This is a genomic window from Brevundimonas huaxiensis, assembly GCF_014218725.1.
In the GTDB taxonomy this organism is placed as follows: domain Bacteria; phylum Pseudomonadota; class Alphaproteobacteria; order Caulobacterales; family Caulobacteraceae; genus Brevundimonas; species Brevundimonas huaxiensis.
In genome coordinates, this window is sequence record NZ_JABBJE010000007.1 from 88,985 (window position 1) to 104,263 (window position 15,279).

The following is a 15,279-nucleotide window of genomic DNA, read 5'->3' on the forward strand; positions in this document are numbered from 1 at the left end:
GACTAATTTGAATATCCGCCCGCCGCGCGCCGCCTGGACAAGGCCGTCGCCGGCAGATCCACGATGACCTGAAGGCCCTCGGGTCGCCATTCGCGCGACAACCGACCGCCCAGCTGTCCCTCGACCGACAGACTGGCCAGGGACGATCCGAAGCCGGTGCGCTGCGGCGTGCCCTGGATAACCGGACCGCCCGTTTCCGACCAGGTCAGGACGAAGCGATCCTCCTGTCGCTCTGTGTCGAGCGTCACGACGCCTCCGCGCTCGGACAGGGCGCCGTATTTGGCGGCGTTGGTCGCCAGCTCATGAAACAGCAGAGCCACTGAAGTCGCCGCCTGGTCGTCGAAAACGGCGTCCTCGCCCCGGATGACGACGCGCGCGCCGCCCGTCTCGTCCGCATAGGCCTTGAACAGGTCGGACAGGAAGGAATGCAGCGTCGTCGCACCGATCGTGGTCTTGGACGTCTCGGTATGCGGCCGCACGAACTCATGCGCCCGGGCCAGGGCGGCGATGCGTGTGCGCAGCGAGGCCGCAAACGCCTTGGCCTCCGGATACTGGCGCGCCGACAAGGCGACCAGAGCGGTGACCACGGCGAAGATGTTCTTGATCCGGTGGCTCAGCTCCTGGCTGACCAGCTCGCGCCCCTGCTCCAGCCGCTTCAACTCGTCGATATCGGTGCAGGTGCCGAACCACCGCGTGATCTGCCCGTCTTCGTCACGGATCGCCACCGCACGTCCCAGCGTCCAGCGATAGACGCCGCTATTATGCTTCAGGCGGTATTCGATTTCGTAGGGCTCGCCCGTCTCAAGCGAGTGACGCCAGGCTGTCCAAGCCCGCTCCTGATCGTCCTTGTGGAACATATCGTTCCAACCTTCGCCGTCCGTGGAGCCGACCGGTACGCCGGTGAACTCATACCAACGCGCGTTGTAGTAATCGTGGAAACCGTCGGGCTGGGTGGACCATACCATCTGCGGCATGGCGTCGGCCAAAACCCGAAACCGGGTCTCGCTTTCACTGAGAGCACGAGCGGTTTCGGCCAAATCCGTCTCGATGGTCTTGCGTTCGGTGATGTCCACCGCGACGCCGGGGAAGCGGATCGGCTTGCCCTCCGTGTCGAAATAGACCTGACCGCGCGCCAGGACCCAACGCACGTCATCGCCCTGGCCCAGACGATATTCGCTGACGAAGGCGCCGTCGCCCGTCATGGCCCGGTCGATCTCGTCGGCGACGCGCTGGGCGTCGTCGGGATGGACGTTGCTGGTGAAAACCTCGATGGCCGCGCCCTCGCGCGCCGCTTCGGGATCCACGCCATACATGCGAGCAAAGCGTTCGTCGGCGATCACGCGGTTCTGGGGAATGTCCCAGTCCCAGGCCCCGACATAGGCCGAGGCCTCTATCGCCAGCCGCGCGGTGCGGTCGCTGAGGTCCCGGTCCAACAGGGCGCGACGCAGCTCCAGTTGCGTCATCACCTGATGCGCCAGGGTCTTGAGCGCCATCAGCTGAAGCTCGGTCAGACCTTGCGGGCGCGACTTGTCATCCAGAACGCATAGGGCGCCCAGCGGCACGCCGTCGGGCGTCCTCAGCGGATAGCCGGCATAGAAGCGGATGTGCGGCGGGCCCGCCACCAGATCATTGTCGATGAAGCGGTCATCCTGCATCGCGTCGGGGATGACCATGACGTCGTCGCCCAGCATGGCGTGGGCGCAGAACGACAGCGGGCGCGGCGTTTCGCGCACGCCCAGACCGACCTCGGACTTGAACCACTGACGCTGGGAATCGACCAGACTGACGGCGGCCATCGGCGCTTCGCAGATGCGCGCAGCGAGAGACGCCAGATCATCGAACGACCCTTCAGGCGTCGTGTCCAGCACGCCGTAGCTCGTGAGGGCTTTCAGACGGTCGGCTTCGTCCCACCTCGGACAATCGACTTCGGGGTGGGTCAAGCAGGCGTCCTCGCGGAGCCGGTCAGGCCCGGCCATCGACATCAATGCTCGGAGTGACGAAGCGTTGCAATGCTGGATGTCAGTTCGCGGGGCGACCGACTTCCTCCACATCCATTGTCGTGACGCCTGCGGGCGCCGGGGCGGCCGGCTTTGTGGCGGCTGCGGGCCGCTCCAGGGCGTTCAAGCGCGCGTTGATGGCGGCGACTTCGTCACGCGTCGGAAGGCGACGACCGCCCAGGCTGACCACGCCGACGACCCGCTGCTGGCCATCGATCTCGACCGTCTTCAACGGCGCGTCCTTGACCGGCGCATCGGGATCGGCGCCGCCGGTTGCCGAGCCTGCCGCGATCGTCATCCGCGGACGCGAGAAGCGCGCCTCGTCGATGGCCGGCTCGCGCCCATTGTAGGTTTTGCGGAAGGCGGCCGTTTCGCCATAGACGCCTTTCCAACGATAGAAGATGTGCGCGCCGATCTGCGTCACCTTGGCCACCGTCGGCGCCCACCAGGGATGCACATAGTCCGCGTGATAGTGGGTGGCCGTACCGACGTCCTGAGCCACGGCGCCGTTCAGCGCGCGCTCCGCCACCTTGCGCGCCCGGTCCCACGCCCAGCCGACGGGCGCTTGGCCCAGCGAGCCGTCGCAGGTGAAGCTGAACTGACAGCCAGTGACGCGTTCGGCGCCTTCGAACACCACGCCGCAGACGGTGTTGGCGTAGTTCGGATCGCGCACGCGGTTCAGGACCACCTGCGCCACGCCCGCCTGGCCGTTGTCCGGCTCCAGCGCCGCTTCGTAATAAACCGCCTGGGTCAGGCAGCGCAAAGCCCGCCTGCGATCCTCGGCGCTGCCCTTGAACACGAACGGCAAGGCGGGACGCAGCGCGCCGGACGCCGGCGCCATGGCGGCATTCAGCCGCTGGGCCTCAAGGCCGCTCTTGCCCGGTTCCAGTCCCGGCTTGCCAGCCAAGGTCAGGCTTTCCCAGCCCGGCGTCAGCCCATAGAGGGCCGGTTGCAGCTGGTTCGGATCGTGCCGCATCGCCAAGGCCAGTTGCGACGGCGTCAGACGCCCCTTGATCGCCGCCAGACCGCCCGCGCCCAGGTCGCCCCCGGTGATGCGCGAGACCGCCTCAGCGGTTCGATCCATATCGGGCCGCACGCTGGACCCCGCCGCCATGGCGACGCCCAGCACCGCGCCGGCTGCGGGCAAGGCCGCCGCCGAACGCCGCAGCGCCTTCCACATCGTCTTCCAGGGCAACCGGGTCATTCAGGGTCCAATAGCCGCGATCGGCGCACCGGCCTTTCGCTGAGATCGCGCGTCTAGTCCGACTTATAGGCCATTTTCCGGCGTCACGACGACCGCCGTTATCAAACCCCCTGCGCGTCAGGGGTGGTCGCCCCAAGCGCAAGGTGTAAAACTATGTTCCAGCGAGGCAAACGCGTCGCTGGTGGGGCGAACCGACGATATGAGCGCAGGCGGATCGAAACGGCGGATCGCGGTCATGGATCGCTGGCTGATCGGCCTGGCGCGCTTATCGACGGCCTCGCCGACGCATCGCCTTTTGATCGGGATCGGCATCGCTCTCGCGGGTCTGGCGATTCGGGCGGCAGCGTCGCCGCTGTATGGCGAGGTGACCGGCTTCACCATCCTGTTGCCGGCGGTGACCTTGGCGGCGCTGGCGGCCGGCTGGACCGGCGCCCTGGCGGCGCTTGCGGTCTGCACCAGCGGCGGCTGGGCGATCGTCGCGCTGACGGCCACCGGTCGCGATGGCGTGCTTGACGCCATCGGCGGTGCGGCGACCTGGAACTTCGTTCTCGTCGGCCTGTTCATCGCGGCGGTGGGGGCATCGCTGCGCAAGGCCCTGTCGCGGCTGAGCGAAAGCGAGACCCGATTCCGCGAACTGGCCGATACCGCCCCCTCGCCGATCTGGCTGCTGGACGCCAAGGGCGAGTTCGAGTTCGTCAACGCCGCCGTCTTCACCCTGCACGGGCTGGACATCGAGGCGTTGCGCGAAGGCGGCTGGAAGACAGCCGTGCACCCCGACGATCTGGAAACCGTAAAGGCGGCCGAGAAGGCCGGCGCGGCTGATCGCAAACCGTTCCAGATGGAGGCGCGCGTTCAGGGACAGGATGGCGTCTGGCGCTGGATGCGGGCCGTCGTCCGTCCACGCTTCGATGGCCAAGGCGCCTTCGTCGGCTATGCCGGCATTTCGTTCGACGTGACCGAAACCCGTGAGGCGCTGGATGCGGCGGCGCGCGCCGCCCGACGTCAGGCCTTCCTGCTGGATCTCAGCGACCGACTGCGCGACCTGACCGATCCCGAAGACATCATGGCCGATGTGGAGAGCACGCTCGGCGCCCTGCTGGATGTCGACCGGGTGGGCTACGGCGAGGTGGATCAGGCGGCGGGCGTCGTGTCTATGAGCCGCGACTGGACCGCCGGCGTCGAAAGCGCTCAGGGTCAGTTCAGCCTGAACGCCTTTGGCGAAGATCTGATCGCGGACCTGAACGCAGGCCGCACCATCCAGATTTCAGATGTGCGCGAGGACCCTCGCACGGCTGCGGTCGCCGACGCCTTCGACGCCATCCAGACCCGCGCCCTGGTGCGCGCACCGCTGATCCGCACCGGACGCCTGCGCGCTTTCCTCTATGTCCATTCGGCGACGCCGCGCGACTGGACCGAGGCCGAGGTCAGCCTTGTCGAGGAAGTCGCCGCGCGCACCTGGGCCGAGGTCGAACGCGCCCGCGCGGAAAACGAGACCCGTGAGAGCGAACAGCGGTTCCGCGCCATCGCCGACACCGCGCCGGTGCTGATCTGGGTCACCAAACAGGATCGCACGCGCGCCTTCGTGAACCGCGCCTATGTCGATTTCCATGGCTCGGACTATCAGACCGTCCTTAACCTGGATTGGCGCAGCGCGCTGCATCCCGAGGATCAGGCGCGGATCCTGGCGGAATCGCTGAGCGGCGAGGCGACGCGCGAGCCCTTTTCGATGGAGGCGCGCTATCGCCGCCACGATGGCGAATGGCGCTGGCTGAAGTCCTTCTCCCGACCCCGGCTGGCGGGTCAGGAGGTCGTCGGCTTCGTGGGCGTGGCGTTCGACGTGACGGACATGCGCACGGCCCAGGCGCGACTGGAGGAATCCGAGAACCGCTTCCGCACCGTCGCCGACAGCGCGCCCGCCCTGATCTGGATGAGCGACGATGCCGCCCAGATGGTGTTCGCCAACAGGCGCTACCGCACCTTCTTCGGCGTCGAGGCGGACGCGCATCTGCCCGACAGCTGGCGACGCCTGATCCACCCGGATGACGAAGGCGTGTTCGCCGCCGCCTTCATGCGCGCCTTCGAGGCCCGGGATCGGTTCGAGGCGCTGACGCGGATCAACCACCCGACGCTCGGCCCGCGCTGGCTGCGAACCGAAGGCGTGCCGCGTTTCGACGCCTCGGGCCTATTCCAGGGTTATGTGGGCGCCTGTCTGGATGTGACCGACGCGAAGCGGGCCGAAGACGATCTGAAACGCATCAATGAACTGCTGGAAGAACGGGTCGACGAGGCCCTGGTCGAAAAGGCCCAGGCCGAGGCGCAACTGGTCCACGCCCAGCGGATGGAGGCGGTGGGGCGGCTGACCGGCGGGGTCGCGCACGACTTCAACAATCTGCTGACCGTCGTGATCGGGGCGTTGGACATCATCCTGCGCAGCGAGGATGCGGCCAAGCGCAAGAAGCTGGGCGAAGCGGCGCTGGCGGCGGCGCGACGAGGTGAGAGCCTGACGCATCAGTTGCTGGCCTTCTCGCGTCGTCAGGCGCTGCGGCCCGAGCCGATCGATCTCAACGCCCTTATCCGCGAGAGCGAACCGCTGCTGCGTCGGGCCGTCGGCGAGGCCGTGGACTTCAAGGTCAAGCTGAAGCGCGGCGGCGCGCCCGCCAATGTCGATCCGGCCCAGTTCGAAGCCGCGTTGCTGAACCTGATCGTCAATGCGCGTGACGCCTTGGGCGATGTGACCGGGGCCAAGGGCCGCCAGGCCCGCATCACCGTGCAGACGCGGGCCTGCACCGTCGAAGCCGGACAGATCGCCGAACTGTCGGCCGGCGACTATGTCTGCGTCAGCGTCGCCGACAACGGCGAAGGCATGTCGCCGGACATCCGCGACCGGGTGTTCGAACCCTTCTTCACCACCAAGGGCGTCGGCAAGGGGACGGGCCTGGGCTTGAGCCAGGTCTATGGGTTCGCGCGGCAGTCGGGCGGTGGGGTCCAGATCATCTCCGAGCCGGGGCGCGGGGCCGAAATCTGCATCTTCCTGGCCCCGCTGTCGGCGGAAGACGCCGCAGTGACGTCGAGCCTGGTCGCCGCGGATGGCGCCGGCTTGGTCGAGGGCGGGCGGATGTTGCTGGTCGAGGACGACGCGGGCGTGGCCGCCATCGCGCTGGAAATCCTGGAAGGCTTCGGGCTGGAGGTCGACTGGGCCGAGACGGGCGACGATGCGTTGAAGTTCCTTCAGGCCGACGACTTCGATCTGATGCTGACCGACGTGGTGATGCCCGGCGGCATGAGCGGGATCGAACTGGCGCGCGAGGCGGCGGCGCGCTGGCCGGATCTGCGGATCGCCCTGACCTCGGGCTACGTCGGCGAAGACGTGGATGCGGTGCTGGCCGACACGGTCTGGCCGCTGCTGAGAAAACCCTATTCGTCGGACCAGTTGCGCGCCCTGCTGGAACGCCTAAGCGCTGCTCCGGCGATCTGACAGCCAAAGAAAAACGCGCCGCAGCGATGCGACGCGTCGATCTGTCTGGAGCTGCAGCTGGATTTAGCGGCGGGCCTTGCGGGCGGCGTAGCGTGCGTCGCGCTTGGCCTTCTGCTCTTCCTTGGTCAGTTGCTTGCGCGCCTTGCGGTCGGCGCGCTTCTCGGCGTCGATCTCTTCCTGGGCGGCGAGTTCGGCGGCCAGACGCGCGGCTTCCTTTTCAGCCTTCTCGCGACGCAGCTCGGCCTTGGCCAGTTCGTGCTGTTGACGCAGGGCTTCCTTTTCGGCGGCGCGCTTTTCGGCCAGCAGCTCGAACTCGGGATCGGGCGCGGCGGCCTTGGGCTTGAATTTGGCGAGCAGGGCCTTCTTGGCCTCTTGCTGGGCGGTAATGCGGTCGGAGAATCCGGTCTTCAGATCTTTCATGCGAAAGCGTCAGGGTTCCTTGTGAGCGACCAGGGCGGTCGTCGGGGGTCAGGCTGCGCCACGCACGGCCCGAAGCGGGGCGCACAAAGCCGATAAGCGCGCGAAAATCAAGGTTCGCAGCCCGCAAATCGGCCTGATGCGTCATTTGAAGCGTCGCGGCGGCGCGGCCGCAACACCTCAATCAGATAAGCGACGCGGCCCGTATCGCAAGCGCGGCGATAAGAGCGTGCGTCGATCAAGGCGGTCTTAGTTCGGCTTTTGCGCCTGACCGACAGCCGTTCCGGCCGCGCCGCCAACGGCGGCCCCGACCGGCCCGCCGACGACCGCGCCGGCGATGGCGCCGCTGGCGGCCTTCTGCTCGATGGTGGTGCCGCAGGCGGACAGGGCGAGCGCCGCCGCAGCGGCTGCGGTCAGGGTTATGATTTTTGTCATGGGCTTCTCTCCAAAGGCCACGCTTCAACGCAAACGCCGCACAGCGGTTCCTGGCTTGGGTTCTAGTTGCGTGGACACTCCAGGCCACATTTCTAAACAGATTTGATATGTACGTTTTAGTCTGTCGCGCTGCAACATATCTACAGATAACAAGTCTCACTGTAGTCGGATACAGTATTCAAGCGATAGATTTATCCGACCTTGCCGGTTTGCAGCCACACAGGGCGCCGAGACTAAAAAATGCCCACCGAAATCGACGCGTTAACCATAGGATTGCGAATCGAACACATTGAGGCCATAAAAGGCTGGCTAAAGGCCCGTCCTCGACGCCCGGGCCAGTGAGCCGAGCGCCGGAATTTGCAGGCTGGACCGCGACCGCAATGGGTCGCCTTGCCGGCAAGACTACCCCGGGGGCCGCGTTTCTCGCCCTGCTGAACAGGACTACCTCGTTGTCGCATTCCTCGCAGACGCGCGCCATTTTGCGCGCCGATCGTGTGGCCAAGATCAAGCCCATGACGGCGGCTGCAGCCTTTGGCGGTCTGTTGGGACTGGCGATCGGATGCGCCTATCTGGGCGGCACGACGGCGCGCGCGACGACGCTGCGCGCCCAGGCCGAACGGATTCAGGGCGCCACCGCCGCCGGTTTCACGGAAGAAGCCCTTGCCGCCGCCGCCGGCGGCCTCGACGCCAGCGCCCTGACCATCGCGCGCCGTCATGATCCCTACACCAGCGCGGGCTCGGCCCAGCGCGATCGACAGGCCGAACTGCTGGCCGCTCGTCTCGAACAACTCCGCGCGCCGGGCGATCCCAATCTTCGCCGCGCCAGCCTGACCGCACCGACCGCCGCGCCCGCCTTCCGCGTGGCCAACGCCCTGGACGCCAGCCGCGATCTCGATTGCCTGACCCAGGCCGTCTATTACGAAGCCCGTGGCGAAGGCGCCGACGGCATGAAGGCCGTGGCTCAGGTGGTCCTGAACCGCGTGCGCCACCCCGCCTTCCCCAAGACCGTCTGCGGCGTCGTCTTCCAGGGCGCGGCGCGCAGCACCGGTTGCCAGTTCTCCTTCACCTGCTCCGGCGCGATGCGCGGCCGGGTCAATCAGGCCGCCTGGAACCGCGCCAGGACCGTGGCCTCGAACGCCATGTCGGGGTCGGTCTTCTCGCGCGTCGGCAATGCGACCCATTTCCACACCACCGCCGTGACGCCGGGCTGGCGTTCGTCGCTGGTGCAGGTCAGCCAGGTCGGCAGCCATCTGTTCTATCGCTTCGGCGGCCGTTCGAGCAGCGGCGGCACCTTCACCTATGCCGCCCGTCGCGCGGCGCCGGCGGACCAGCCGCGCCTGATCCAGGCCGGCCTGAACCCGGTCGAGACCGCGCGTCAGGCCGGACAGGCGGTCGCCTATTCGATGGTGCTCGCGCAGGAAGGTCGCGCCCTGCCCGCGCCGGCGGCCCAGTCGACGACGTCTTCGCCTGCCGCCACACGCGCCGCCGCGTCCCAGCCGGCTTCCCGCCCCGCACGGGCGAACGACACGCCGGCCAAGACCGACGTCGCCGAGACGGCCTCCAGCCCCGCTTGATCGGCGGAGGCCTGCAAGCGGTCAGAGCGCGTCCAGGCCAATATCGAGAACCGGCGCCGAATGGGTCAGGGCGCCCACCGAGATGACGTCCACGCCCGTTTCGGCGATGCCGCGCACCGCTGTCAGATCGACCCCGCCCGAAGCCTCCAGCACGATCCGCCCTGCGACGCGCGCAACGGCGGCGCGCAGGTCGTCGAGGCTGAAGTTGTCCAGCATGATGACATCGGGCGCCGCGCCCTCTTCGATCAGGGCCAATACGGCGTCCAGCTGATCCAGCCCATCGACCTCGACCTCCACCTTCATCAGATGCGGCGCAAAGGCCCTGGCCCGGCGCACCGCCTCGGCGACCCCGCCGCAGACGGCGACGTGATTGTCCTTGATCAGGATGGCGTCATCCAGACCGAAGCGATGATTAATCCCGCCGCCGCAGGCCACGGCGTGCTTCTCCAGCGCGCGCAGCCCCGGCGTGGTCTTCCTCGTGTCCGCGATCCGCGCATTCGTCCCGGCGACGGCCTCGACATAGGTGCGCGTCAAGGTCGCCACGCCGCTGAGCCGTCCGACCAGATTGAGCGCCGTTCGCTCGGCCGAGAGGAAGGCGCGCGCGTCGGCCTCGACAACAGCCAGCACGGCGCCCGCGTCAAAGGCGTCGCCGTCTCTCAATCTCAAATCGACCGATGCCCTGGGGTCCATGGCCAGAACGGCCAGACGCACGCAGTCGATGCCCGCCAGAACACCGGGCTTCCTGGCTGCAAAGGCCGCCTTCATCCACGCACCCTCTGGGATGCAGGCCATGGCGGTCACATCGCCGGCTCGACCCAGATCCTCGGTCAGCGCCAGCCGCACGACAGGCTCGATCAGAACTTCTGGAAGTCGTCTCATTCCGCCGCCTCCAGCGCCGCCGGGTGGGGAATCCGCACTCGCGTATGCACCGCCGCCCCATCCGTCTGCGGATAGTCCGACCGGTAGTGCCCGCCCCGGCTCTCGCGCCGGTCCAAAGCCGCCTTGGCGATCAGCCTCGCCGCCAACAGGACGGCCGCCGGCCCGTGCCGGCTCTCCAGCCGGTCGATAAGGGCGATCAGGGTCTGCAGTCCCTGCGCATCACGCACGACACCCGCATGAGCCGTCATGGCGGTCCGCAGTTCGGCCATCGCCGCATCCGGCAGGTCGGGCGAGATGTCAGCCGCCAAGGGGCGGCCGCCGCCGACTTCCTGGGCCGCCGACCGGCCCGCGCGTCGACCGAAGGCTGCCGCTTCCAGCAGGGAGTTGGACGCAAGCCGGTTGGCGCCGTGGACGCCGGTCACCGCGCACTCTCCGACCGCATAAAGGCCCGCGACCGTCGTGCGGCCGTCGGCATCGGCGGCGATCCCGCCCATGTGATAGTGGCATGCCGCCATCACCGGGATCGGGCTGACGCGCGGGTCCAGACCGGCGCGCATACAGGCACCGAAGACGGCGGGAAACGCATGAGGAAACTCGTCCCCGATCGCCGTGCGTGCATCCAGAAAGGCTCCTCGCCCGTCGGCGCACGCCGCATGAACTGCGCGCGCCACCACGTCGCGCGGTTTCAGATCGGCGTCGTCCGCCTCGCCCAATAGAAAGCGCCCCTGACCATCGATCAGTCGCGCGCCCTCACCCCGCAAAGCCTCGGTCGCCAGCGGCGCGGGGTCCAGTCCAACGTCGATAGCCGTGGGGTGAAACTGCACGAACTCGGGATCGAGGATTTCCGCGCCGGCGCGCGCGGCCAGGGCCATCCCCTCGCCCTTCAACGCCGCCGGGGTCGTGGTCGCTGCGAACAGACCGCCCGCCCCGCCCGTGGCCAGCACCACCGCCGTCGCCGTGATCTCGACCAGGCGGTCGCCGCGCACGACCACCGCCCCGACCACTCGGCCGTGGGCGTCCTGCGACAGGGCCTTCAGCCGCGCGTCGTCCCAGACCTCGATCAACTTTTCGGCCCGCACCGCCGCAACGACGGCCGACAGGATGGCCCGGCCCGCCCCGTCGCCGCCGACCCGGGCCACGCGGGGAACGGAATGGGCCGCCTCCAGGCTGACGACGAAGCCGCCGTCCGCATTCCGGTCGAACGGCGCGCCCAGGGCCGCCAGCCACTCGACCGTCTCGCGCCCGGCGTCGGTCAGGGCGCGCGCCGCGACCGGCTCGACCAGACCTGCGCCCGCCGCCTCGGTATCCCTGGCGTGCAATGCGGCCGAGTCCTGTCCTGTTAGCGCCGCCGCCATCCCGCCCTGCGCCCAGGCGGACGAACAGGCGTTCAGCAAAGGCTCGGGCGTCACGACCAGAACCTTGGCCCCAGCCTTCGCCGACTCCAGCGCGGCCGACAGCCCCGCCAGGCCCGCCCCGACGATCAGAGGTCCGTCATGCCGCGTTCGGTTCATCGTCCAAAGCCCAGGTAGTTGAGGCCCAACTGCACTGCGCCGGACGGATCGCCCGCGGTCATCGGCATTAGGGCGCCGACGGCCGCCGCCGCGCACACCGCCAGGGTCAGCAGATAGAGGGCCAGGCTCTTGCCCGCCTCGGACCAGCTCAGCGTGCCCCAGGCCGCACGCCAGACGCCGCGCTTCAGATGACTAAACACCGACAGGGCCAGGAAGGCGGCCAGGATGAACCGCCCGGTCGTCAGCCCCCACCAGACCACCGCGACACCGATGACCAGCAGCACGATCTGCTCCAGACGCGGATGCACACGCGTTAGGATCGGCCCTAGAGCCTTGGATCCATCCAGAGGCGGCGCCGGCACGAGGTTCACCAGATTGAGCATGGCGATGAAGAAGGCGCCCATCAGCCATTCGCCCTGCCCCAGAACCATCCAGACCCCGACGAAGGGAATCATCGCCAGCAGGCCGAACGCCGGTCCGGCCAACGACACCAGAACCCCGTCCCACTCGCTCTTCGGCTCACGCCGCGCCTTGGCCAGGCCGCCGAGGAACGGGATGATGTAGATGCGGGCCGGCCCCATGCCGAGCTTGTTCATCGCCAGGGCGTGGCCCGCCTCATGGACGAACAGGCCGATCAGCACCGCGCCCGCCACGATGGCGCTGCCCGTGATCCACCACAGGAAGCCGCCCATCAGCGCCGTGGACAGTATCGCCCAGACCAGGCTCTGGTCCTTATCGATCGGCGCTTCGGCTGCGGGCGCCGGCGCAGTCTCACGCGCCCGTGTCGTTTCAGGCCTGGCGTCCCACGGTCCCGGCGTGCGGCCAAGAGTACGGTCAGGCGTCTGATCTGTCGTGTCTGTGTTGCTCATGGCGTCCAGATGGGCGCAAGGATCCGCCCCGTCGCCGGGACCGATCGCCGCGTCACGCTCAGATCAGCTCCACATCGACGTGGTGGCGCGCCTTGACCAGGTCGTAGCGCGCGGGAATGGCGGGCGGCGGCAGGTCGATCATTCGCTGCACCGCCAGGCGTCCACGCTCGATCATGTCGGCCGGCACCGTGACCTCGAACTGCATGTTCAGCAGGCAGTCGTGGATGTTCTGCAGCGTGATCCGCTTCATGTGCGGGCACAGGTTGCACGGGCCGATGAACTGCACGCCCGGCACGTCGCCGGCCACGTTCGAGGCCATCGAACATTCGGTGATCATCACCACCTGTCTGGTCCGGCGCGCCTCGACATAGTCGGTCATCGCCGCCGTCGATCCGGCGAAGTCCGCCGCCGCCAGCACATCTTCCGGGCATTCGGGGTGCGCCAGGATTTCCGCGCCCGGATAGGCGGCGCGCATCTCGGCGATATCGTCCACCGTGAACCGCTCATGCACCTCGCAACGGCCTTTCCAGGCGATGATGCCGACTGTCGTCTGGGCCGCGACGTTGCGCGCCAGGAACTCGTCGGGGATCAGGATGACGCGGTCCACGCCCCATTCCTTCGCCGCCCATTCCACCACCTGAACGGCGTTGGCGCTGGTGCAGCAGATGTCGGTCTCGGCCTTCACATCGGCGGTGGTGTTTACGTAAGTCACGACCGGCAGACCCGGATAGCGCTGCTTGATCAGCCGCACATCCGCTCCGGTGATGGAGGACGCCAGCGAGCACCCGGCGCGCAGGTCGGGGATCAGCACGGTCTTTTCCGGCGACAGAATCTTGGACGTCTCGGCCATGAAGTGAACGCCCGCTTGGACGATCACCCTCGCATCCGACCGCGCGGCCTCCTTGGCCAGCCCCAGGCTGTCGCCGACATAGTCGCCGACCCCGTGGAAGATCTCGGGCGTCATATAGTTATGGGCCAGGATCACGGCGTCGCGCTCGCGCTTCAGCCGGTTGATCTCGCTGATCAGCCGCGCCTGCGCAGGCCATTCCAGCGGCGTGACGTGGTCCTTGACCTTGGCCCACACCCCGGCGGTTTCCCGCTCCAACTCTTTCGTCAGACCAAAGGCGCCGTCAGCCATGATCATCTCCATACCCTTATGCTCACATTTAGCATAAGCAGGCGCAATGTAGGCCGATGCGGGCGCTGTGCAAGAGGAAATGCATTCCTATTTCCGCAACTCACCGACGACTGCGATGTGCAAAAACCGTTCCCAACAGTGCGGATATCGCCTAGACGGCAGCCTACTTCTTTGCCTTTAAGCGCCTATTCACGACATTTCCATGCAGGACACCATCCGCCGCATCCTCACCGCCCGCGTCTATGATGTGGCGGAGGAAACGCCTCTCGACCCGCTGCGCCGCCTGTCGGCCCGGCTCGAGCGGCCCGTTCTGCTAAAGCGGGAAGACTTGCAGCCGGTCTTCTCGTTCAAGATCCGCGGCGCCTATAACAAGATCGCCGGCCTGTCGGAGGATCAGTTGTCCAAGGGCGTCATCTGCGCCTCGGCCGGCAATCATGCGCAAGGCGTGGCCCTGGCGGCCGCACGTCGCGACATTCCCGCCACCATCGTCATGCCCACCACCACGCCCGGCATCAAGGTCGCGGCTGTCCGGGCCCTGGGCGGCGACGTGGTTCTGCAAGGCGACAGCTTCGACGAGGCCTACGCCCACGCCCGTGAACTGGAGAGCCGGACCGGCGCGGCCTTCATCCACCCCTTCGACGACCCCGACGTCATCGCAGGCCAGGGCACGGTGGGGCTCGAGATCGCCCGTCAGCACGCCGACCCGATCGAAGCCATCTTCGTGCCCATTGGCGGCGGGGGTCTGGCCGCAGGCGTCGCCGCCATCGTCAAATTTCTGCGTCCGGAGACCCGGATCATTGGCGTCGAGCCGGTGGATGCGCCAACGATGAAGTCCGCCATCGACGCGGGTCAGGTCGTGACCCTGAACGAGGTCGGTCTGTTCGCCGACGGCGTCGCCGTGCGTCGAGCCGGGACCGAAACCTTCCGCCTGTGCAAGGATCTGTTGGACGAGATCGTGCTGGTGGACACCGATGCGATCTGCGCCGCGATCAAGGACATCTTCGACGACAGCCGCGCCATCGCCGAACCCTCGGGCGCTGTCGCACTGGCGGGGCTGAAGGCCTGGGCCGCCGCCCATCCAGGTAGCGGCAGCCTGATCGCCATCAACTCGGGCGCCAATCTGAACTTCGACCGCTTGCGCCATGTCGCCGAACGGGCCGAGATCGGAGAGGGCGCTGAGGCCCTGCTGGCCGTGGCGATGAAGGACGACCGCGACGACTACCGCCGCTTCCTGGATAGTCTGGACGGTCGTTCGGTCACCGAGTTCAACTATCGCTGGTCCGGCGACGGGCAGGCGCAAATCTTCGTCGGCGTGGCTCTGCGCAACGGCCCTCACGAGCGCGACGATCTGATCGCCCGCCTCCGCACCGGCGGCTACGCCGTCGAGGACATGAGCGACAATGAGACCGCCAAGCTGCATGTCCGCTACATGGTGGGCGGCCGCACTGTCGGCCTGCCCCACGAACGCATCCTGCGCTTCCAGTTCCCCGAACGCCCCGGCGCCTTCCTGCGATTCCTGAACAGCCTCCAGCCCGCCTGGGCCCTGACGCTGTTTCACTATCGCAACCACGGCGACGACGTCGGTCGTGTGCTGGCGGGCATCAGCGTTCCGCCCCAGGAGCAGGCCCAGCTGACCGCCGCCCTGGCCGATCTGGGCTACCCCTACGTCGACGAGACCGCCAATCCGGCGTGCCGCCTGTTTCTGGACGGCGCGTAACTACGTAGTACGCCCTTAACCGAGCGTTTGCGGGCGGCGGCGCATGAGTACAGGCCTACGGAG

Annotated in this window: 11 protein-coding genes; 3 read left to right on the forward strand and 8 right to left on the reverse strand. The window is 67.7% G+C overall.

Annotated features, from left to right (window positions below):
• Positions 1–2: 2 nt before the first annotated feature.
• Both HF680_RS13060 and HF680_RS13065 read right to left on the reverse strand, forming a co-directional pair.
• Entirely contained in the window at positions 3–1,940 is a 1,938-nt protein-coding gene (locus tag HF680_RS13060; protein WP_235968977.1) for a PAS domain-containing protein, read from the reverse strand.
• Positions 1,941–2,019: 79 nt separating this feature from the next.
• Complete coding sequence (locus tag HF680_RS13065; RefSeq protein ID WP_185225356.1) at positions 2,020–3,201, reverse strand: cell wall hydrolase; 1,182 nt, start codon at positions 3,199–3,201, stop codon at positions 2,020–2,022.
• Positions 3,202–3,436: 235 nt separating this feature from the next.
• On the opposite strand from HF680_RS13065, the gene HF680_RS13070 reads away from it, so the two are divergent.
• Positions 3,437–6,676, forward strand: coding sequence for a PAS domain S-box protein (locus tag HF680_RS13070; protein WP_235968978.1), 3,240 nt, complete (start codon positions 3,437–3,439; stop codon positions 6,674–6,676).
• 63 nt (positions 6,677–6,739) lie between these two features.
• Here HF680_RS13070 and HF680_RS13075 read toward each other — a convergent pair whose 3' ends face one another.
• A complete protein-coding gene (locus HF680_RS13075; RefSeq protein WP_045809829.1) occupies positions 6,740–7,096 on the reverse strand; it encodes a DUF6481 family protein in 357 nt (118 codons plus the stop codon).
• 246 nt (positions 7,097–7,342) lie between these two features.
• Positions 7,343–7,528, reverse strand: coding sequence for a hypothetical protein (locus HF680_RS13080; protein WP_045809828.1), 186 nt, complete (start codon positions 7,526–7,528; stop codon positions 7,343–7,345).
• Positions 7,529–7,977: 449 nt separating this feature from the next.
• Here HF680_RS13080 and HF680_RS13085 point away from each other — a divergent pair, with 449 nt between their 5' ends.
• Positions 7,978–9,102, forward strand: a complete 1,125-nt coding sequence (locus HF680_RS13085; protein ID WP_082064342.1) for a cell wall hydrolase — start codon at positions 7,978–7,980, stop codon at positions 9,100–9,102.
• Positions 9,103–9,123: 21 nt separating this feature from the next.
• On the opposite strand, the gene nadC is transcribed toward HF680_RS13085, so the two are convergent.
• The 4 genes from nadC to nadA are packed head-to-tail and all read right to left on the reverse strand — an operon-like array spanning position 9,124 to position 13,511.
• Positions 9,124–9,981 (reverse strand): carboxylating nicotinate-nucleotide diphosphorylase, encoded by an 858-nt coding sequence (gene nadC, locus HF680_RS13090; protein ID WP_185225358.1) that lies wholly within the window; start codon positions 9,979–9,981, stop codon positions 9,124–9,126.
• The gene (locus HF680_RS13095) at positions 9,978–11,492 is read right to left on the reverse strand and encodes an L-aspartate oxidase (protein ID WP_185225359.1); all 1,515 of its coding nucleotides are present in this window, start codon (positions 11,490–11,492) and stop codon (positions 9,978–9,980) included. Before HF680_RS13095 ends, nadC begins: the two co-directional genes overlap by 4 nt.
• Positions 11,489–12,361 (reverse strand): metalloprotease, encoded by an 873-nt coding sequence (locus HF680_RS13100; protein WP_045809825.1) that lies wholly within the window; start codon positions 12,359–12,361, stop codon positions 11,489–11,491. Before HF680_RS13100 ends, HF680_RS13095 begins: the two co-directional genes overlap by 4 nt.
• Positions 12,362–12,419: 58 nt before the next feature.
• Positions 12,420–13,511 carry a quinolinate synthase NadA gene (nadA, locus tag HF680_RS13105; RefSeq protein ID WP_185225360.1) on the reverse strand — a complete coding sequence of 364 codons (1,092 nt, stop codon included), beginning with the start codon at positions 13,509–13,511 and terminating at the stop codon, positions 12,420–12,422.
• A 190-nt stretch (positions 13,512–13,701) separates the two neighbouring features.
• Here nadA and ilvA point away from each other — a divergent pair, with 190 nt between their 5' ends.
• Complete coding sequence (gene ilvA / locus HF680_RS13110) at positions 13,702–15,216, forward strand: threonine ammonia-lyase, biosynthetic (protein ID WP_185225361.1); 1,515 nt, start codon at positions 13,702–13,704, stop codon at positions 15,214–15,216.
• Positions 15,217–15,279: the final 63 nt, after the last annotated feature.

Bases quoted from the DNA above. Each gene is read 5' to 3' on its own strand.
- HF680_RS13065 (WP_185225356.1), bottom strand. From the start codon at position 3,201: ATGACCCGGTTGCCCTGGAAGACGATGTGGAAGGCGCTGCGGCGTTCG.
- HF680_RS13070 (WP_235968978.1), top strand. From the start codon at position 3,437: ATGGATCGCTGGCTGATCGGCCTGGCGCGCTTATCGACGGCCTCGCCG.
- HF680_RS13075 (WP_045809829.1), bottom strand. From the start codon at position 7,096: ATGAAAGATCTGAAGACCGGATTCTCCGACCGCATTACCGCCCAGCAA.
- HF680_RS13080 (WP_045809828.1), bottom strand. From the start codon at position 7,528: ATGACAAAAATCATAACCCTGACCGCAGCCGCTGCGGCGGCGCTCGCC.
- nadC (WP_185225358.1), bottom strand. From the start codon at position 9,981: ATGAGACGACTTCCAGAAGTTCTGATCGAGCCTGTCGTGCGGCTGGCG.
- HF680_RS13095 (WP_185225359.1), bottom strand. From the start codon at position 11,492: ATGAACCGAACGCGGCATGACGGACCTCTGATCGTCGGGGCGGGCCTG.
- HF680_RS13100 (WP_045809825.1), bottom strand. From the start codon at position 12,361: ATGAGCAACACAGACACGACAGATCAGACGCCTGACCGTACTCTTGGC.
- nadA (WP_185225360.1), bottom strand. From the start codon at position 13,511: ATGGAGATGATCATGGCTGACGGCGCCTTTGGTCTGACGAAAGAGTTG.
- ilvA (WP_185225361.1), top strand. From the start codon at position 13,702: ATGCAGGACACCATCCGCCGCATCCTCACCGCCCGCGTCTATGATGTG.